This window comes from Corallococcus sp. AS-1-12 (assembly GCF_020036995.1).
In the GTDB taxonomy this organism is placed as follows: Bacteria; Myxococcota; Myxococcia; order Myxococcales; family Myxococcaceae; genus Corallococcus.
Genome location: NZ_JAIQDD010000003.1, coordinates 483,424 through 503,586 on the forward strand (window position 1 = coordinate 483,424; position 20,163 = coordinate 503,586).

At 65.4% G+C, this 20,163-nt stretch carries 14 protein-coding genes; 7 read left to right on the top strand and 7 right to left on the bottom strand.

Annotation, left to right across the window (positions count from 1 at the left end):
* The first annotated feature begins 51 nt into the window (after positions 1–51).
* Positions 52–699, top strand: coding sequence for a hypothetical protein (locus K8556_RS06815; protein ID WP_223739189.1), 648 nt, complete (start codon positions 52–54; stop codon positions 697–699).
* Positions 700–1,783: 1,084 nt separating this feature from the next.
* Here the strand turns inward: K8556_RS06815 and K8556_RS06820 are convergent.
* Positions 1,784–2,398: an MT-A70 family methyltransferase gene (locus tag K8556_RS06820; RefSeq protein ID WP_223739190.1), complete on the bottom strand. Its 615-nt coding sequence runs from the start codon at positions 2,396–2,398 to the stop codon at positions 1,784–1,786.
* Between the two features lie 395 nt (positions 2,399–2,793).
* Positions 2,794–4,167 (bottom strand): glycosyltransferase family 39 protein, encoded by a 1,374-nt coding sequence (locus tag K8556_RS06825; RefSeq protein WP_223739191.1) that lies wholly within the window; start codon positions 4,165–4,167, stop codon positions 2,794–2,796.
* Positions 4,168–4,292: 125 nt separating this feature from the next.
* Here K8556_RS06825 and K8556_RS06830 point away from each other — a divergent pair, with 125 nt between their 5' ends.
* Positions 4,293–6,383, top strand: coding sequence for a thioredoxin domain-containing protein (locus tag K8556_RS06830; protein WP_223739192.1), 2,091 nt, complete (start codon positions 4,293–4,295; stop codon positions 6,381–6,383).
* A gap of 28 nt (positions 6,384–6,411) precedes the next feature.
* Here the strand turns inward: K8556_RS06830 and K8556_RS06835 are convergent, their stop codons facing one another.
* Genes K8556_RS06835 through K8556_RS06845 form a run of 3 tightly spaced genes read right to left on the bottom strand, consistent with a single transcriptional unit; the run spans position 6,412 to position 9,453 of the window.
* On the bottom strand, positions 6,412–7,944 hold the full coding sequence (locus K8556_RS06835; RefSeq protein WP_223739193.1) for a transglutaminase family protein: 1,533 nt from the start codon (positions 7,942–7,944) through the stop codon (positions 6,412–6,414).
* Positions 7,945–7,985: 41 nt separating this feature from the next.
* Complete coding sequence (locus K8556_RS06840; protein WP_223739194.1) at positions 7,986–8,462, bottom strand: GNAT family N-acetyltransferase; 477 nt, start codon at positions 8,460–8,462, stop codon at positions 7,986–7,988.
* Positions 8,353–9,453: an ATP-grasp domain-containing protein gene (locus tag K8556_RS06845; protein ID WP_223739195.1), complete on the bottom strand. Its 1,101-nt coding sequence runs from the start codon at positions 9,451–9,453 to the stop codon at positions 8,353–8,355. The genes K8556_RS06840 and K8556_RS06845 overlap by 110 nt, the downstream gene beginning before the upstream one ends.
* A 167-nt stretch (positions 9,454–9,620) precedes the next feature.
* On the opposite strand from K8556_RS06845, the gene K8556_RS06850 reads away from it, so the two are divergent.
* Together K8556_RS06850 and K8556_RS06855 are read left to right on the top strand one after the other, a co-directional pair.
* Entirely contained in the window at positions 9,621–10,919 is a 1,299-nt protein-coding gene (locus K8556_RS06850) for an HD domain-containing protein (protein WP_223739196.1), read from the top strand.
* A 17-nt stretch (positions 10,920–10,936) separates the two neighbouring features.
* Positions 10,937–12,463: an MBL fold metallo-hydrolase gene (locus K8556_RS06855; RefSeq protein WP_223739197.1), complete on the top strand. Its 1,527-nt coding sequence runs from the start codon at positions 10,937–10,939 to the stop codon at positions 12,461–12,463.
* Positions 12,464–12,572: 109 nt separating this feature from the next.
* On the opposite strand, the gene K8556_RS06860 is transcribed toward K8556_RS06855, so the two are convergent.
* The gene (locus tag K8556_RS06860; protein WP_223739198.1) at positions 12,573–13,640 is read right to left on the bottom strand and encodes an effector-associated domain EAD1-containing protein; all 1,068 of its coding nucleotides are present in this window, start codon (positions 13,638–13,640) and stop codon (positions 12,573–12,575) included.
* Positions 13,641–13,727: 87 nt separating this feature from the next.
* On the opposite strand from K8556_RS06860, the gene K8556_RS06865 reads away from it, so the two are divergent.
* The 3 genes from K8556_RS06865 to K8556_RS06875 are packed head-to-tail and all read left to right on the top strand — an operon-like array spanning position 13,728 to position 18,957.
* Positions 13,728–15,170 carry an effector-associated domain EAD1-containing protein gene (locus tag K8556_RS06865; RefSeq protein ID WP_223739199.1) on the top strand — a complete coding sequence of 481 codons (1,443 nt, stop codon included), beginning with the start codon at positions 13,728–13,730 and terminating at the stop codon, positions 15,168–15,170.
* Between the two features lie 14 nt (positions 15,171–15,184).
* Positions 15,185–16,129, top strand: coding sequence for a MoxR family ATPase (locus K8556_RS06870; protein ID WP_223739200.1), 945 nt, complete (start codon positions 15,185–15,187; stop codon positions 16,127–16,129).
* The gene (locus K8556_RS06875; RefSeq protein ID WP_223739201.1) at positions 16,126–18,957 is read left to right on the top strand and encodes an SAV_2336 N-terminal domain-related protein; all 2,832 of its coding nucleotides are present in this window, start codon (positions 16,126–16,128) and stop codon (positions 18,955–18,957) included. The genes K8556_RS06870 and K8556_RS06875 overlap by 4 nt, the downstream gene beginning before the upstream one ends.
* Here the strand turns inward: K8556_RS06875 and K8556_RS06880 are convergent.
* Positions 18,954–20,141, bottom strand: a complete 1,188-nt coding sequence (locus K8556_RS06880) for a site-specific DNA-methyltransferase (protein WP_223739202.1) — start codon at positions 20,139–20,141, stop codon at positions 18,954–18,956. The two genes, K8556_RS06875 and K8556_RS06880, sit on opposite strands and share 4 nt — an antisense overlap.
* Positions 20,142–20,163: the final 22 nt, after the last annotated feature.

The window sequence follows — 20,163 nt, forward strand, 5'->3', positions numbered from 1 at the left end:
TTGGACATGGTCTGCTCCTCGTCTCTCGAACCCGTACGAGGAGTGATGTCCATGAAGCGCATCCTGTCATTGATGATCGCCACGTTGGCCCTGGCCTGCTCGGGCCCGGACATGCATGACGCAGCAGAGGAAGGGGGCGAGTCCCTGGCTACGCAGGAGAACGCCGCGACCTACTACATCTGTGGAGCGCCGGTGTTCAGTTGCCCGTCCGGGTACACCATCCTCAATCAGTACTGCTCCTCGTACTGCACGACGATGGGCTATCCGTGTACGACCTGGGGCTACAACGAGACCCTCTGTTACAAGCCGGATCCCATCACGGGGACCATCAGCGCGACGCCCACGAACGTGCGCATCAACCTGGATGTGACGCAGACGGGGACGACGAACGTCTGCTTCGACGTCAGCGGCATCTCCGAGGGAGAGGTCTGGGTGAGCGTGAACAACCAGTCCGAGGTGCTCTTCGCCCGGGGCGACAACTTGTGTCAGGCCGCGCCATGGATCACCGCGGGCAACACCTTCGCGTTCAAGCTCTACTCGGGCCGGGCGCACACCACGCTGCTCGCCACCGCGACCGTGACGGGTGAGGGCTACTACGGTGGCACCAATCCGCCGCCCCAGTGTGGCCCCTGCCAGTCGGGCTACTCCTGCTTCTGCGGCGACCGCGTGTGCCGCCGCGAAGGCACCCTCTGCCCCTGACATGAGCCACGAAGCCGGGGGAGATGCTGTTCCCCCGGTTTCGTGCCGGAGCGGATTCTTCATTGAGCGCGGTAGGGTGCGTGCCATCCCTATGGAGAACAGGCGGAAGGCGATGGACGTACTGCTTGAGAAGATATCGCGCCTCCACTTGAGACCAAGCTGGTACGTGGCGGGCTCCGGACCCAAGGATAGGCGCAGGGTGCTCGCGTGCGCGGTGTAATGCATCAGGGCGAGGGGAAGTGGGGAAGAATCCCTGAGAAGGACCTCAATGCATGGGAATTCGCATGCCTCTATTGGGAGGGATCTGTCCCCGGAGTGCGCCTGTCCTCATATGCGCTCCATCTACGATTCTCGATGGAGCAGGTTGATGACGTTAGTGAAATAGCCAAGCTGTGGCTTCACTCCGTCCAAGAAGTGCAGGACTCCTGCTCTCGCATCTACGAAGAACCGGTGGCTGTTCATGCTCCTCGAAGCGTGGAGTTGCTGGTGGCTCTGGAATCAAGCTGATGACGCGCTATGTCACTTCTGGGCCCCAATGCGTAGCTCAGCTTTGGCTGTAGTGAGGAACCGAATCTGCCGATGTGTGCCAGTCATGCATGCATCTTCCGATTTGATGCCCAAGGTGAATTGCTACCCACCTGGACTCAAGAGCGAGAGCTGACCTACCGTTTGACTCATGCCAACTGCGAACGAGCTGCCTGGAACGGGTATGCGTTGTGACGACTGCGGCAAGGTCCTGAGATTGAGCATTATGAGCGAGAGGGAGTTGCTCAAGTCTTGCCCAAACTGCTCAGGGAGTACGGAGTCTCATCATGTGTTCCGACAACCTCCTGAATTTGGCACAACGCCTCAGCGAGTATCCGGAAACCACCCGGACGGGATACAGAGTTGGTGCCAGAGGTGTCGCGAACTCAATCACTCGGAAAGCACGGGACACGCCAACGCGGCCCGCTATGTCCGGTGTAGAGATAGGTATGAGGCTGAGCGAGCCCAGGTGCCTCCAACGGCTCCGATGATCCGTCGGAAGAAATAGAGAGGCAACAGGTCGGAAGTGCGCATAGGGGCGGGGCCGCAAATGCTCGATTCAAAAGATCACATTGGATGGAATTTCGTTGCCCCAGCAATCCCATCCATCGCGAATTGAGCGCGCGAATAATTCGATGTATGGGCCTGGGCTCACTTTCTCTGCCCATTCATGGATTATGCTCGGCTTTTCGGAGTGACGGGCCTTCCGCTGTACGAACCACGCGCCGTCTCGCTCAAGTTGTCTCTGGACGGTCTCCTTCTGGGTCGTGAAGCCAGTCTTGCCCTGGGCCCTCTTCCCAGAGGCGAGGCGGCGGTAGGGGGGCTGCCCTCTGCGAGCGAAGAGGACATGCTCGGTCGTGCCCCGAAAATACTGCCCAAGCCCCATCCCCTCCTTCTCCCATGTGATGCAGGTGATGTACGAGAATCCCCACTCCGGAAGGACCTCTGCTCCCGCCCTGATGAGGTAGTTGTTGGTCGTCCAGAGATAGAGGTGACAGTTAGGCGCAGCGATAGCCTGGATCCTGGGGCCCAGTGCAGTGATGTCCTTCAGTGACATAAGCGGATAGTGACGATCCGCGCCGCGCTTGATTCGTCCCCCACCCTGTTCAGGCCAGGGGGGGTCTACGATAATGGTGCCGTAGCGTTTGATAGGGGGCAAAGAGGGTTGGACCATATGTGAAGGAATACGGATTGCTGAAGGAGATGCTCGTCCCTGAAGCCCTTTGTGTGAGCTGGAACATGGTTATGTTGTATTGATTATAGGTTGACTAGCCCAAGTGATTCGATGGCTGTGGCGAAGGCTTTTACGACAGACGGGCGCGGTATTTCTCCGCTGAGGACAATGCGATGAGCGACCAGTTGCTAGCTGGCGAGTACTTATGCGCTCTCTGGAGCGTGGCCCCGTGGACGGGTTATCCGGGCGCAAGAGATGTCTCCGTGAATCGGACAACCCGCTCCGATTCTGTACGCCAAGCCCGTGGTATCAACTTGGTATTGCGGTCCATGTCCGGCAACCCAGGAAGGCGTGCAGCGACTATAGACCAATGGCTCAGGACTGGTGAGGACGGGCTACGGCTGCACGGCGGAGCTCAACATCCTCAGCCGCCACACCGTGAACGTGTGCAGCCTTCGTCCCTGGAAGACCCCCGTGAGCTTCACAGGCCCTTCCACGGCGCCAAAGCGTTGCACCAGTTCCTCCGGCGGCGCCACGCCGTTCTCCGAACACCACAGCACGTCCTGACCGGGCTTCAACTCCAGCTCGGGCCACAGGTCGTACTGACTCTTGCGCCTCGCCGGCCCCACCGTGTCCGTCTCCACGCCCGCCGTGTACGCGACCTGTGAAGCCAACTGGTACGTGGGCGCGTAGACCGCCGTGGGCCCCGGCGCCATGCCCGGGAACAACTGCTCCGGTGTCCTCAGCCGCTCCAGCACGCCCCAGCCGTGCGTCCTCGCCAGCACCACGTCCCGCTCGAACGTCAGCACCGGGAACAACAGGTGCGACGTCACCGCCAGCACCACCGCCATCCCGCTCCACGCCGCCGCCCGCTGCCACACCGGCCGCATCCCCGCGACGCCAATGCACGCCGCCACGTACGCCGCCGCCGGCCAGTTCGCCTCACCCCGCGTCTTCGCCGCCGCGTAGCCGAAGAACAGCAGCGGAATCACCGCCGCCATGCGCAGCAGGAACTGCTCCCTCGGCCCTCGCACCGCGTACACCAGCGCCAGCGGGAACACCACCGGCCCTCCCATGGCGAACTGCCCCGCCACGTACTCTCCGAACGTCGCCCACCCTCCGCGCCCGCCCAGCCCGTGGTTCAACTGGAACTTGAAGCCCACCCAGTCGTGGCTCGCGTTCCACAACACCACCGGCAGGAAGCACAACAGCCCGAGCCCCGCCGTCAGCCACGCCCCCGCCGGCAGCCGCCGCGCCCTCAACGCCGCGACCATGAACGCCAGGCCCAGCAGCACGGACGGATACTTCGACAGCAGCGCCAGCCCACACGTCAGCCCCGCCAGCACCCACTTCTCGCGGTACAGCGCCCACAACCCCAGCGCCCAGAACAGCAACATGGGCGAGTCCGGCGTGGCCCAGACTCCGGAGAGGATGCCCACCGGCACCGCGCTCCACAGCGCCACCGCCCTCCAGGCCGCGTCCCTGGACCGGTACACGTCCAGCGCCAGCCCCCACACCGCCACGCCCGTCCCCAGCCCGCAGAGGAGCGCCGTCCCCCGGATGCCCAGCGCGGCGATGAGCCACGCCACCATCGGCGGATGGTCGAAATATCCCCATGCGAGATGCCGGGCCCACTGCCAGTAATAGGTCTCGTCGAAGTAGACGTCCGTTCCCAGCGCCAGCGCGAGCCGCACCCCCACGCCCATCCCCACCAGGACGAGACACGCCTTCATTCCCGGGCCGGGGCTGGAGGGGGCGGACGCACGCACGCCCCCTGACAAATCTCACCGGAGGGCCGTTGGCCAGCGGGGAGTGAGGCCATTTCAGCTTGCCCCCGCGAACCCAGGCTCACAATGTGAAGGACCGCGAAGCCGCTGCACACCGGGAGTACCTCATGGATGACCATCCCCCCTCTGGGCACACCCACCGTCTGGCCCGGGAGCCGTCGCCGTACCTGCGCCAGCACGCCACGAATCCCGTGGACTGGTACCCCTGGGGGGAGGAAGCCCTGGCCCGCGCCCGCGCGGAGAACAAGCCCATCCTGCTGTCCGTGGGCTACTCCGCGTGCCACTGGTGCCACGTCATGGCCCACGAGTCCTTCGAGCACCCCGACATCGCGCGCCTGATGAACGAGGGCTTCATCAACATCAAGGTCGACCGCGAGGAGCGCCCCGACCTCGATCAAATCTACCAGGGCGTCGTGCAGCTCATGGGGCAGGGCGGTGGCTGGCCCCTCACCGTGTTCCTCACCCCGGACCTGCGCCCGTTCTACGGCGGCACCTACTTTCCGCCCTCGGACCGCTACGGCCGGCCCGGCTTCCCGCGCCTGCTCTCCGCGCTGCGCGACGCGTGGGAGAACAAGGCGGACGAAATCGAGGAGCAGGCCCGGCGCTTCCAGGAGGGCCTGGGAGAGCTGTCCACCCACGGCCTGGACGCCGCGCCCGCGCACCTGTCCGCGGAGGACATCGTCGCCATGGGCCAGTCCATGCTGAAGCGCATGGATCCGGTGAACGGCGGCTTCGGCGGCGCCCCCAAGTTCCCCAACCCCATGAACGTGGCGCTGCTCCTGCGCGCGTGGCGGCGCGGCGGCGGCGAGCCCCTCAAGGCCGCGGTGTTCCGCACGCTGGAGCGCATGGCCCTGGGCGGCATCTACGACCAACTGGGCGGCGGCTTCCACCGCTACTCCGTGGACGAGCGCTGGCTGGTGCCCCACTTCGAGAAGATGCTCTACGACAACGCCCAGCTCCTGCACCTGTACTCGGAAGCGGAGCAGGTGGAGTCACGGCCGCTCTGGCGCAAGGTCGTGGAGGAGACCGTCGAGTACGTCCGCCGCGAGATGACCGACCCGGCCGGCGGCTTCTACGCCACGCAGGACGCGGACAGCGAAGGCGAGGAGGGGAAGTTCTTCGTCTGGCGCCCCGAGGAGGTCCGCGCGGCCCTGGCCGTGGGCCCGCAGGCGGACACCGTGCTGCGCCACTTCGGCATCAAGCCCGGAGGCAACTTCGAGCACGGCGCCACGGTGCTGGAAGTGGTGGTCCCCGTGGAGCAGCTCGCGAAGGAGCAGGGCCGCCCCGTGGAGGCCGTGGAGAAGGAGCTGGCGGAGGCGCGCCGCGTCCTCTTCCTCCTGCGCGAGCAGCGCGTGAAGCCGGGCCGCGACGACAAGATTCTGGCGGGCTGGAACGGGCTGATGATCCGCGGGCTCGCGCTGGCCTCGCGCGTGTTCGACCGGCCGGACTGGGCGAAGCTCGCGGCGGACGCGGCGGACTTCGTGCTCGCGAAGATGTGGGACGGCAAGCGGCTGTTGCGCTCGTACCAGCACGGCCAGGGCCGCATCGACGGCTTCCTGGAGGACTACGGCGACTTCGCCTCCGGCCTCACCGCGCTCTACCAGGCCACCTTCGACGCGAAGTACCTGGACGCGGCGGACGCGCTCGCGCACCGCGCGGTGGAGCTGTTCTGGGACGAGGAGAAGCAGGCGTACCTGTCCGCGCCCCGGGGACAGAAGGACCTGGTGGTGGCGGCCTTCTCCCTCTTCGACAACGCCTTCCCGTCCGGCGCGTCCACGCTGACGGAGGCGCAGGTGACGCTCTCCGCGCTCACCGGCGACGTGTGCCACCTGGACCAGCCCGAGCACTACGTGGCCAAGCTGCACGATCAGCTCGTGCGCAACCCCATGGGCTACGGCCACCTGGGGCTCGCGGCGGACTCGCTGGTGGACGGCGCGTCCGGCGTCACCTTCGCGGGCACCCGCGAGGCCGTGGCTCCGCTGCTGGCCGCCGCGAACCGCACCTACGCGCCGGTGTTCTCCTTCGGCTGGCACGACACCCGCGCCACTCCGCCCGCGCGCCTCCAGGAGCTCTTCGCGGGACGCGACCCGGTGGAGGGCAAGGGCGCCGCGTACCTCTGCCGCGGCTTCGTCTGCGAGCGGCCCATCACCGAAGCGGGCCTGCTCGCGGAGCGATTGGTGGCGGCCCCGGGCCACTGACCTGGGCCCGGGGGACGCGGCACCGTGACTACTTCACGTCCGTGACCTGCAACGAACCGATGAGGGGCGTGATCTCCGCGTTCCCCTCGTAGCCCACGTAGAAGTGGGTGGCGTCCGCGACGGGCTGGTTGAACGTGGGGTCCAACTGGGTCCACTCGCCCACGTAGGCCTCCACCCACTCGTGCCAGTACAGCGCGGGCACGCCGTCCGAGTTCACCATGTAGATGACGCCGTCCACGCGGCGCGCGGGGATGCCGGACGCGCGCAGCATGGCCACCGTGAGCAGCGAGTGCTCCGTGCAGTCGCCCTTCTTCTGGCGCAGCACGTCCGTGGCCCGGTCCGCGCTGGCGCCGTAGTCCTTCTGCAGGTTGCTGTACACCCACGCGGACAGCATCCGCGCCGCCGTGTACGCGTCCTTCTCCTCGCGGATGATGCTCTTGGCCTGCGCCTTGATGGCCGGCGCGTCCGCCTCCACCGCGAGCGTGGACTTGAGGTTCTCCCCGCCGTCGGGGTCCGCCACCGGCCGGGCCACGCGGCCCTTGGGCGAAGGCGGCGCCGCCAGCAGCGTCACCTCCACGCGGCCGTCCGGCAGCCGCTGGTACTTCTGCCGGTACGTGTCCCGCTGGAACTTCTCCGGCAGGTTCTTCATCACCAGCTTCACCTGGCCGGGCACCTCGCGCGCCTTCGCGGGCAGGGGCTTGGGCAGCACCACGCGCGTGAGGCCGAACACCTCCACCAGGTCCAGCCGCTTCGCCACGGACTCGGACTCGGCCCGCGCCTGCATCGTCTGGCCGAAGTCCACCCGCACCATCTTGCCGTCCGTCGTCAGGAAGGCCGCCACCGGCACCTTCTCCTTGTCCGACAGCGTGCTCACCCGCGACAGCTTCACCTTCACGCCGCCCAGCATCTGCTCCTCGGGGGCCTCCACCGTGGTGACGGTGCGGTAGCCCTCCAGGTCCGTGCCGTCCAGCGCCACGCCCTCCACCTTCTGGCCGCGCAGGAGCGCCACGCGCGCCTGGTCCGCGTCCTCAATCGTCTCCTTCGGCGCGGGCAGGGGCTTGAGCACTTCATCCGGCTGGCCCGGGCGCTTGCGCACCACGCGCAAGGTGTCACCCGTCACCGTGCCCACCAGCTCGTTGTCCCCGCCGTCGCCCTTCTGCGTGACGGTGAAGGACAGCAGCCTGCCGCCCGGCTTCGCTTCGTAGACGCGCACCTCGCGGTGCACGCGCTCCGACACGCGCGTGCCCACCTGCGCCTTGAAGATGAGCTCGTTGATGCTCTGGGCCTTGTTGCCCGGCAGCACCGTCAGGTCGGTGAAGAACCAACCCACCTTCTTGTCCATCAGGTACAGGCCGAAGTACTCGCCGCCCTTGGGGCGCGGGGCCTTCAGCGCGTCGGAGAGCTGCTCCTGGGCCTGCGGGGCCTGGGGCGCCTTCGCCTGCGCCTTGGCCGCCGCGGCCTTCACCTGGTTCTTCAGGGCGGGGGCCTGGGCCCAGGCCGCGGAGGGCGCCCCCGTCAGCAGGGCGAGCAGGCTCAACAATCCCAGACGGGTGCGTCGCATCGGTCGGTTCATGGAAGGCATCTGCTCGCTCCTGGGGAGGACTACAGGCGCTTGGTCAGGATGATGAGGTCGTCACCCTGCTTGTAGAAGTCGCGCAGGCGCGCCTCCTCGCCGTACTTCATGGACGCGTAGAAGCCGCGCGTGGGGCCGTAGGCCTCCGTGGCGCTCGTCTCCACGCGGATGATGCGCGCCTTGCGGCGGCGCAGGTCGGCCTCCATGGCGGAGACGAGCCCCGCGCCGATGCCCTGGCCCCGGACCTCCTGCGCGGAGGCGATCCAGTACAGGTCGAAGGTGTTCTCCGTCATCGGCGTGGGGCCGTAGCAGCAGTAGCCCACCAGACCGCCGCCGTCCTGCCCGCGGTCCGCCACCAGGATGGTGTAGTCCCGGTTGCCCGCCGTGAGCGCGGTGTCAACCAGCTCGATGGCGCAGTCCTGCTCCTCCTGCGAGAAGGTTTCGATTCGCCGGATCAGCGCGGCGAGCGGTTCCCGGTCCTTTCTTTCGAGCGTGCGGATTTCCATGGGTCCTTTCGAGCGCGACCTCCACGATGCGGGAGGCCAGGGCCGCGTAGTCCATGCCGGCGGCCTGCGCCGCCTTCGCGAACCCCGCGCCCGGGTGAAGGTCGCAGTTGGGGTTGATGTCGATGACGTACGGCACACCCTCGGGCGACACCCGAAGGTCCACGCGTCCATAGTCCTGGCAATCCAGCGCTGCAAATGCTTCCAGCGCCGTCTGGATGCAACGCGCTTCCTGCACTGCGTCGAGCCGGCAGGGCCCCGTGGGCGAGTCCCGGTACTCCGGTGACTCCGCCTCCCACTTGGCCCGGTACGACACGATGTTCGGCCGGTCCTCGAACGCGCGACCGAAGTGGATCTCCGTGAGCGGCAGCGCCTGGCGCGGGCTGTTGCCGAGCAGCGGAACGTAAACCTCACGCCCCGGGATGAACTGCTCCACGAGCGCGGGCTGATGGAAGGTGCGCAGCACGGACTCGCACGCCCGCACGAGCGCCGCGCGCTCCGTCACCACGGAGTCGAAGTCCATGCCCACGCTGGCGTCCTCGCGCGCGGGCTTCACGATGAGCGGCCAGGGCAGGTCCACCGCCAGGGCGTCCTCGCGCTTCTTCACCACGAAGGAGGCGGGGGTGGAGACGCCGTGGGCGCGCAGCACGTCCTTGGCCTTGGGCTTGTGCAGCGCCAGGCCCAGCGACAGGGCGGACGAGCCGGTGTACGGCAGGCCCAGCGCGTCCAGCAGGCAGGGCACGGCCATCTCCCCGCGGCTGTCGGCGGCCAGCGACTCGCAGAGGTTCACCACGAGGTCGGGCTGGAGGAAGCGCAGGGCCTCCACGAAGTCCAGCTTGTCTCCTTCGATGGCGAGCGGCTCGGCGTTCACGCCGTCCCGGCTCAGCGCGTGGGCCAGGCTCTCGGCCACCCGGACCACGTCCTCGCGGGCTTCGCGCCCCGGGTCGTCCTCGAGGAGGTCGTGGTCACGATTGTGCAGCAGGATGATGTGCATTCGGAGTGTCCCGAGGGTTAGCACGTCCCCACGGACCTTCCCAGCCTGTGGCGTGGTGGCTGGTCGGTCCCTCACGGGGCTACCGCCTGCCGGGGTATGCGCTACGGTGGGTGACCCGTTGGAGCGGAAACCGGCCACTCCCGGTTTCAGGTCCCGACAAGGACGACATGCGGATTCGCGACCCCATCCACGGCGTCATCCCGGTGAGCGACCCGGAGAAGGCCGTCATCGACAGTCGCTTCTACCAGCGCCTGCGCTACGTGCGGCAGTTGGGCTTCGGGGACATGGCCTTCCCCGGCGCCACCCACACGCGCCATGCGCACAGCCTGGGCGCCATGTACGTCGCCTCGCGCGTCTTCAACGCCGTGGCGGGCCGCTCCGAGCTGCCGGACGATGTACGTGAACATTTCTGCACCGCCGTGCGCCTGGCGGTGCTCTGTCATGACCTGGGGCACATGCCCCTGTCGCACGCGTCCGAGCGCATCGCGCCCCGGCGGTCGCTGCTGCGGCTGCCCGGCTGGCTGGACTCCGTGGCGGAAGGGGAGCAGGCGACCCACGAGGACTACACGGCGAAGCTGCTGCTGGACAGCTCGCTGACGGACGTCATCCACCGCGAGTTCGGTCCGCGCGGCATCACCCCCATGGCGGCGGTGGCGTTGATCACCGGCGCGAAGCCGCCCAAGGACCCGGGCTTCACCTACAAGGGCGTGGACTGGACGCCGCTCTTGCGCGCCATCGTCTCCGGTGAGCTGGACGCGGACCGGATGGACTACCTCCTGCGCGACTCGTTCTACACGGGCGTGAACTACGGCCGGTACGACATGGATTGGATCGTCTCCAACCTGAACCCGGCGGTGAAGGACGGGCGCGCGGTGCTGGCCCTGTCGCGCGCGGCGGCGTTCGCGTTCGAGGACTTCCTGCTCAGCCGCTACCACATGTTCGTGTCGGTGTACCTGCACCACACGTCGGTGAACTTCGACCACATGCTGCGCCGGTACTACGAGGAGACGCCCGGCGAGTTCGAGATCCCCCACGACCCGGAGTCCTTCCTGCTCTGCGACGACGCGGCGCTCTGGTACACGCTGCGCCGCTCGAAGAACCGGTGGGCGGAGCGCATCAGCCGCCGGCAGGGCTTCAAGCTGCTGGCGCAGTTCACGGAGCGCGACACCGGCTACGACCTGGAGGTGCTCAGCAGCGCGCTCACCAGCGGCGGCTTCGAGCACTACACGGTGCAGTCCAAGGGGGCGCTCAGCAAGTACGTGGGGTCCTCCGGGGGCGGCGGCAACCCGGGGCTCTTCATCCTGGACGTGTCCACGGGGCGGCTGACGGAGGTGGCGCGCTACACGCCGCTCTACCAGCGCTACAGTGGCGCGGTGCGACTGACGCGGCTCTATGTCCGGCCAGACCAGGCGGAGCGGGCGCGCGAGATGATGGGCCGGCTGCTCGGCCAGACGACGCAATCCTGAAGGACGACGGTGCAACCATGAGCGAGCCCCTTCCCGGCATGGGCCTCTTCGCGCCCCACACCCCCGTGGAGCCCCGGCCCTCCTCGGTGGTCATCCTCTACCGCCGCGCGCACTCCGGCGTGGAGGTGTTCTGGGTGAAGCGCGAGCGCGCGCTCGCCTTCGCGGGCGGCTTCCAGGCCTTCCCCGGCGGCAAGCTGGACAAGGACGACCACGACGTCCCCGTGCAGGGCGCCCAGGAGGAGGAGGCCGCGCTGCGCTCCGCGGCGGCGCGCGAGCTGTTCGAGGAGGCGGGCGTGCTGGTGGCGGAAGGGGCGCGCGCGCTGACGCCCGAGGCGCTGGAGGAGGGCCGGGCGGCGCTGCTCGCGGGCACGGTGAAGTGGAGCGAGTGGCTCACGCGCCACACGCTGTCCCTGCGCGCGGAGGACCTCAAGCCCGCGGGGCGCTGGGTGACGCCGCCGGCCATCCCGGTGCGCTTCGACACGCGCTTCTACCTGGTGGAGCTGCCGGAGGGCGCGGCGGCGAGCATCATCCCCGGCGAGCTGACGGAAGGCGCGTGGATCCGCCCGGAGGACGCGCTGTCGCGCTGGAGCGACGGCACGGCGCTCTTGCACCCGCCCGCGCAGCACGCGTTGCAGGTGCTGTCCGGGTTCACGGACGAAGCGGACGCGCGCGCGAAGCTGTGCACGCCGCCGTACTGCCCGGGCTTCGTGGCCCAGCGCATCGAGTTCCAGCGCGGCGTGCGCGTGGTGGCGCTGGAGACGCCCACGCTGCCTCCGGCGACGCACACGAACGCGTACGTGCTGGGCACGGGCGACCTGCTCATCGTGGACCCCGGTTCGTCGGACGTGAAGCAGTACGCGAAGCTCCTGTCGCTGGTGGCGGGGCTGAAGGCGGAGGGCGCCCGTCCGGTGGCGGTGGTGCTCACGCATCATCACGGCGACCACGTGGGCGGGGCGTTCGCGGTGAAGGAGCGGCTGGGCATCCCGCTCTGGTGCCACGCGCGCACGGCGGACCGGCTGGACTTCCCGGTGGAGCGGTTGCTCGAAGACGGCGAGGTGCTGAACCTGGACGGACCGATGGTGCAGCGCTGGCACGTGCTGCACACGCCGGGGCACGCGCGCGGCCACCTGTGCCTGGTGGACTCGCGGAGCAAGGCGGCCATCGTGGGGGACATGGTGGCGAGCGTGGGCTCCATCGTCATCGACCCGCCGGAGGGCAACATGGCGGAGTACCTCACGCAGTTGAAGCGGCTGCGCGACTGGCCCGTGACGACGCTCTACCCCGCGCACGGCTCCCCGGTGCCGGACGGCCCGGGCAAGCTGAACGAGTACCTGCGTCACCGCGCCCAGCGCGAGGCCCTCATCCTGGAGGCGGTGCCCGCGTCGGGCGCGACGCTCGCGGAGGTGGTGGCCACGGCCTACGCGGACACGCCACCGCTCATGCACCCGGTGGCGGAGCGCAGCGCTCTGGCGTCATTGGAGAAGCTGACGGCGGAGGGCCGCGTGCGCGAGGAGTCCTTCACTTGGTTCCGGGTCGGAGCGTGAGCCGGCATTTTATTCCAGCTCTACGCGCCGTCATCTATCGTACATATCCCGTAGACCTTACGAGTCCCAGCCGCCCGTCACGATGAGGCCAGCGAGTACTTGCCCGCGCTCAGTTCTGGTGCTTCGCGAGTAGCTCGAAGGTAAAGGCGGCGGCATTGCGAGCTGCTACCTGTTGGGAGCCGGCCTCATCAGCCGCCTGCTTGTTGTCGAGGAGGTCAGAGATTCCCCTGACCACCAGTGCCAAGACGTTGGCATTGGCTCGGGTCGCCCTCAGGAAGCCGCGTCCCTCCATTTCGACAGCCAACGCATCCCCGTACTGCGCCCGCAGGAATTGGGCGACCTCCGAGCGCGTATCCGCCACGACCTTCGCTCCTGCTGCGAGGGGACCGACGATAGCGCAGGGCCTCACTCCAGGGTGGCCGCCCTGAATCCGCGCCAACCAGTCTTCCCGTCGAGCCTCCGCCCGGGCCCGCTGCTCCAGGGCATAGCTACTCTCTCCTACATCTGGCCGGGGCTCGAATGACACCTTTGCTTTGCCCGACTCGTAGCCATACACGCGGGTGGCGGCCACCACGTCTCCGAGGCCAACGTCCTTGATGCCCCCAGCCACCCCAACAAAGAATGCTACGGTGGGAGTGAAATGCTGAATGGCCCGCTCGGCTTCGAAGGACGCAGTGTCATTCTGCGCCCCAATTTCAGCGATGAGGACGGACCAGCTCTGCTCTGCGGCAAGGAATTGGCCCCGTTCATAAACGGTCCCCGCAGGGTGGACCTCATCACGGAGGTCGGTCAGATGGGCGCGAACGGCTTGGTATTCCACGGAAAGTGCGGTCAGGATGACAACCCGGCGCTCCTGGAACTCTCTCTTCGCGGCTCCGTTTTGGGTACTGGCCTGCTGATCATGCGGACTGGAGCCCAGAAGCTCCGCGTGGATGGCATGGAGTTTCGAATTACCAGGCTCGGCCTCATGGGCCTTTCGTACTAAGTCTTCGAGCCACCCCTGCGCCTCGGCCTGCTCAATGAGCATGAAAACTTGCTCGCCCAACGAGCCGCGAGCGAACGTCGCCAGCTTGCGGTCCAACTTATACCGCACCATCTGCTTCAATAGTTGCTCGGTATGAAAAGTACTCAGCAGCGCTTCATGCAGTCGCTCGCGCTGGGATCCTGTGAGTTCCATGTGTCCCGTTTCTCCTCTCGATGCCTGAGTCAGGCTCTGTTACGGTCCCAGTGTGCATGGGGGCAAGGACCCTGGCGAGTACCTTGAATGGACCTAGTCTTGGATGGGGCGCAGCTTAAGGCGTTTGCGGATGCGCTCTGTAGCGCATTTCCTAGCTGGGAGGCGCTCAAACAATTCACCCGGTACCGTCTTGGGATCCGGCTCAACAGATTCACCTCGGAGCGTGACCTCGACACGAGCGTTTCGGAACTACTGGAGCACGCCGAAGCCAAGGGCTGGCTCGTGCTGCTCCTCCGACAAGCCCTGAGGGCCAGTTCCGCGAATACGGTCCTGCAGCAACTCGAGAAAGAGTTGCTCCCGCGCTTCCCGACCGCTCGGCTCCAGCAACTTGAGACGCTCGTCGAACAGGCACCCCTGTCCCTGGAGGCCAAGCGGCTTGAACAGCTTGCCCAGAACAGCATGCCTCAAGGGTGGATGATCGCCCCGGCCCCGAGCATGGAGCAGCGGCCGGCCACGACATTCATGCGCCTCGTAGATAGCCTCTCCAGCGCACCTGCTCAGTCAGACGGAGCTCATCCCCTCTTGAAGTTCATTGACCAAGTTGCAGGGCAGGGGACGGAGCCTACGGCTGGACAGCTCCGGAAGTGGCTCCAAGAAGAAGAAGAGACCGCCATTGCTCCCTCTGCCGCCGAGAAGATTCACGCGCTTCGCCTGTTTGTGAAATGCGAGTCAAAGAAGAGCGACACAGGTCTTCCGGAAGATGAGGCCTTCGTCACGGCCTGGCTTTGGTCCTTGGGGCAGGATCAGCGACCCCTCTCGTTGATTCCCGAGTGTGTCCTGGCGCGCAGGCAGAGCACGCTGGGCCAGCTCCCCGAAGTACTAGCCCAGGTGCTGCGGGAGCCGAAGGTGTCCTACTCGCTCTCTCTGGCCTGCGACCGGATGACTATCGAGGTCTGCTTGCGCCACAAACTCCTCCCCCAGAACGTTGATGCTTGGCCCTTCACTTCTGGAGAGGAAGATGATGCTGTCAGGCTGGGTTTCCGGTACCCCGTAGTCGTCCGCCCCTACGAACGTCTCTACGAGTCGCAGTGGAGAGGATGGGGCCTGTGGCGCAGCAAATGGGAGCAGCTCAAACAGCTCCAGGTCACGCCTGAGTTGGCCTTCGTGGAGTGGCTCGTGCCCAGCCGATTAGGGGATAACCTTGCCGAGCGGCTCCAGCGCAACAGCACCCTTTGTGTGGCCATCCCGGTGGGCTGCGAGCCGAAGCTCCTCCAGCGCAGCGTCAATGCCGGCGCCCCCGCTGTACTGAGCCTGCGGAAAGACGTGACGGAGGCGGATGCGAGACTCTACCTCCAGAAGCTTCTGGAGGGCCCGCTCCTCGGGCTGCCAGATCGCGTCCACACGGCGCGCCAGCAGCGGAAGGAGCCCCTAGTGCTCGAAGAACACATCACCCTCTTGTGGGACAACCCCGACCGACTGCCTCCCGATGCGGAGGATGAGTCGGTCCTCGCGGCTCCGGCCGTGGGCTGACAGGGAGACGATTCATGAACGACTGGCGCATCTTCCGAGGGCAGCAGGAGCCGCACAATCGTATCCAAGAGCTTCCCAGGCCTCCGCAATGGAGGGACTACAGCGAGAAGCCCCACCGTGGCGAGTGGTTCCGGCCCGGTGAGGAGGAGATCAAGATGGTCAACGCGGCGCTCTATCTACGGCGCCCGCTCCTCATTACAGGCATGCCGGGAACGGGAAAGTCCTCGCTCGCGTATGCCGTGGCTCACGAGCTGAAGCTGGGGGCAGTGCTGGTCTGGCCCATTAATACGCGCTCCACGCTCCATGAGGGCCTCTACCGTTACGATGCGGTAGGGCGGCTCCAGGCCGCATCGCTTGCCCAAAAGGAGGGCCAATCACCATCACCCAGCATCGGGCAGTTCCTTCGGCTCGGCCCCCTTGGAACGGCCCTTTTGCCCCAGCCGCGGCCCCGCGTGCTGCTCATCGATGAAATCGATAAAAGCGATATCGATCTGCCCAACGACCTGCTGCACGTCTTCGAGGAGGGCGAATTCGAGATTCCGGAGTTGGTCCGGCTGGGGGAAGACGCAAACGAGGTGAAGGTACGGCCGGCCGACGAGGGGGAACCTGTCCCTATCCCAGGAGGAAAGGTCCGGTGCTCGGCTTTCCCCATCGTGCTCCTGACCAGCAACGGTGAGCGCGAGTTCCCGCCCGCGTTCTTGCGCCGCTGTCTCCACTTGAGGATCTCCGTTCCGGACGAGCAGCGGCTCAGATCTATTGTCGAAGCACACCTTGGGCCGGAGGCACTCGCAGAGGCCCAGCCTCTGATTTCCCGGTTTCTCGCTGCGTCGAAGAATGAGGTGCTCGCCACGGATCAGCTCCTCAATGCCATTTTCATGGTGACGCGTCTGAAGGAGAAGGATGGCGACCAGGTGAGTGTCATCGACGCCCTACTCAAGAATCTTCGCACTGCTCCATGATTAATCAGCTCATACGCGCGCTTGAGTCCTCGTGCCTCAACTTCTCTGCTGAGGAACTCGCGGATGCCCTCTGGCTAGCGCGCTTCTTGCCGGAGGAGGTGCCTGCCCTAAATTCGTCTCTGGAAGAACCTGCCTCGGAACTGATACTGGGGGCGGAACTCCCTACACCTCCGATGTCCAAGGAGGACTCGAAAGGTAAGACGCCCGTCGCGCCACCACCAGTTCCCTTGGTACTGCCGAGCCACGAGCGTGCCTATAGGGGCATACCGATTAGAGTCCCGTCCGCCTCTGCGCTACCTGATCGGCTGGGGCTCGGCCGTGCGCTGCGCCCATTCCACAGACGCTTTCAGTCCAAACGGATGCAGGTTCTCGACGAGACGGCGTCAGCAGAGCAGATCGCGGAGACCGGCGTGTGGCTGCCGGTAATTCGCCTCGCACAGGTTCGGTGGCTCGAACTTGCCCTCGTGGTTGACAGTGGAGCCTCTATGGCGCTCTGGCGCCAGACAGCAACCGAGCTGCGAGACCTACTGCAATTTCATGGCTCTTTCCGGGACGTGCGAGTATGGCGCCTGCCCACGGATTCGAGTGAAGACGAGCTACGCCTCATGGCCGGACTTGGCACGGCCGAGAGGCCACTTGTCGAGAGTCGGCCAGATGAACTGCTCGACCCGGAGGGTCGGCGGCTTGTGATGGTGGTATCCGATTGTGTTTCCCGACGATGGCATACAGGCGAGGTTCCAAGGCTGCTTGACCTTTGGGGCCGTGCGGGACCGACCGTCGTAGTGCAGGTGCTCCCCAAGCAGTACTGGGGGCGTACGGCCCTGCGCAATGGAACCGATATGGTTCTACGGGCCATGCGGCGCGGTTCTTCGAACACTCAACTGCTGGTGGAAGATGATAGCGGGGATGCCCAGGAGGGGCCTTTCGGAGGACCGGTCGTGCCCGTGGTAGGGCTGGAGCCGGCGTCCATTGCGGCGTGGGCGAGGCTGGTGGCGGGTGGCAGTGCATGTGTTCAAGGCTTCGAGTTTCGTCCGGCGCAGGACCTTGCGGTTACGGTTGCGGTCGCAGGGACGGGGCATGCCCCTTCCGCTCAGGAGCGTTTCGATCGCTTTATTGCTACGGCCTCTTTGCCTGCTCGAAAACTAGCGGGACTGCTGGCAGTCGTTCCGGTCAGCCTTCCGGTTATGAACCTCATCCGGGAAACCCTAGTGCCAGAGGCAAGACATGAGCACTTGGCCGAGGTGTTCCTAGGGGGAGTGCTCCGGGAGATTCCGGGACAGGAGGCATCGACCAACCCAGAGGAGAAGCAGTACGACTTCTGGCCGGGTGTGCGCGAGCGTCTCCTCGACTCAGTTCCGGTCGGCAGCGCCCGGAATGTGCTCCTTTACGTCTCCGAGTTCATAGAGAGCCAGTTCGGCCAGGAACGAAACTTCCCCGCACTTCTCGTCGACCCGACGAAGGACGCCACTCCCTTCGTGGAGCAACACCATGCCTTCGCGACTATCGCGGCCCACGTGCTTCAGCGTATGGGCGGTGTCTACACGGAGGTCGCACGTAACCTCGCTGGGGTGGACGTCTCACTTCGCCCCAGGCTAGATGAGAGGCCTCATCACTCGCAGGTCAGGATCAAGTTTCACAGCATCTATCACGGACTGGAGGTCCAGCTCTATGCTCGCGGCGCTCAGGCCATTATGGAGACTCGTGCGAGCGAGCGCTCATGGGAGCTTGAACTGCAGTACGGCAGCTATGTCGTCGAATTTCCGGCCGTCGCACGGCGGTGGACGCTAGAGGTATCCGAACCCTCGGTAGTCCTCCTTCTGGAGTGGTCGCCGTCAGGGCGCTGGATAGTCATTGCCAGTGGTGAGGAGCAGGAGCCAATTCATTCGAATCAACGGGTTGTCGCGTACCTCGGAAGTGCTCTTGCGCAGGCTGGGCATGGACTTGCCACAAGTGATGAGATAGGAGCAACTGCTTATGAGGCTGTGCTTCAGGGGGCTGGTATCAAGCGCACAGACTTGTTGGTCAAGGCAAGATTGAGCGTTCGTGATGAGAAGGGTACTCTTCGCGAGCCCATCCAGCGCGCGGATGCGGTAGTCCTCATTGGTGGCGAGCGGAAGACCGACGAAATCTTCAAGCACGCCTTGAGAACAAAGAAGGTTGTTTTACCTTTGGGGACGACAGGAGGCGCCGCAGAACAGGCCTACAGGTACCTAATGACTTCCTCCGTCGGGCAGGTCCGCCAGAGCGTCGAGCCTCTTCGGCTACGCCCCGAGACCCAGGTAGATGCGCTGCGCCTGGCCCAAACGGTTCTGAGAAGCATTGATGTTGTGCTTAGGCGGAAGCAGTCGTCTCCAGCAGTTTCCGAAGTGCCGGAGACCGAAATGGTATTGCTCGCCGAGATTCCTCGTGCCAGTGGGCGTTGGAATCAGGCGAACTTCAATATTAACACGTTCCGTGAGTTTTTCCAGTTAGAGCCGGGCGAACGTCACTACGTCACGCTGTGGCGGGTTGCGCCGGACGGTCGGGTGCAAGACCGAGAAGTACGCCAGAGTGTCAGCGTCCATAGCAGGAACTACCGGATTGAGCTTGGTGCAGCCAAGGGGCTCCCCTATCCAGGGGGCGGGCTTCGCCCGATCGGCGTGTTCCTACGGATCATGACGCGGCATTTCCGCTACTACCTGCTAATGCCGTCCGATCCCTTGTATAAGCGCGCTCTCTCCATTTTGGACCAAAGCGAGCCGGCACGCGCGGGCCAGATGAGGCGACTGATGATGAGCCCCGGCGAATTCCGCCGTGCTTGGCCCAACTCCCCATTGTTCCCCAGTTAACGGCTCAGCCGATAGAAGTCGAACCCCCCGCCGCCTTTCCAGCCAACCGCTGCGGACACGCCTCCCGCCTCGCCATCAACGACCTTCTTGAGGCGGCTGGCGCAATGGGAGACAGCCTGACTACCCTCTTCGATGCCGATGTACTTCCGGCGCATTTTGTGCGCGACGGCCGCCGTTGTTCCCGAGCCGAGATAGGCGTCGAGCACGAGTTCACCAGGGTTCGTGGCGATGTGAAGAATGCGGTGAATCAATGCCTCGGGCTTGGGCGTATCGAAGACCGTCTCGTTAGGGAACAACTGGAGTAAGTGCTTTTTGGCCAGATCGTTGGTCCCTACGTCCACGGCGGGCCAGAACGTCTCCGGGGTGAGCCCTGTTGACGACTCCGACAGGAACCGCTTCAGGCGCGGGGTTCCATTCCCATCCTTTCCGAACCACACGTTGTTCTTGCGGATCTCCTCCTGCATTTTCCTCTCGCTGTATATCCAGCACCGGCCGTTCGGTGGCGCATGGCGACGCCCGTTCGGAGCAGCGAGCAGGTAGAACTGTGAGGCCGTGGCGTGCCCAGCCTGCACGTTCGCTGATACGGACTGCCAGAGGCCGCGTGGATCCTGATCCGGATTCTTGTACCGACTCAGCATCTCCGGAGTTGGTGCCAACTGGTTCCTTGACTGACGGAAGCCCTTGGCGTCCTTCGCGTAGACCAGTAGATACTCATGGTTGTTCGAGAAGACCTTTCGGTTCTCTCTCGTCGTCCGCTGTTGCCAGATAATGGTCGAGACAAAGTTCTCCCGACCGAAGACCGCGTCCACCGCGACTTTCAGGTAGTGGACCTCGCGGTCGTCGATAGAAATCCAGAGGGTGCCGTCCTCACGTAGTAGCGGCGCGAGCCGCTCGATTCGCTGGACGATTGCTGCGAGCCACTCAGAGTGCGACCGCGCATCGTGGTAATGGGCGTACCGTTCCTGGTTATTGTAGGGCGGGTCGATGTAGATGCATCGAACGGTGCCGCGCAGCAGAGGTTCAAGGCGCGCAAGCGTCGCCAAGTTTTCCCCATGATAGAGGCCATTACCGGATCCACTGGCGCCGTAGGAGAGCTTCGGCTCCCTTGTGAATTCGCGCGAGGCGGAGGCGGCGGCGGAACTTGAAGCGAAGGATTTTGCCTCACTCACAGGACCAGGGAACATGGCACAGCTTCGATGTGGGCCT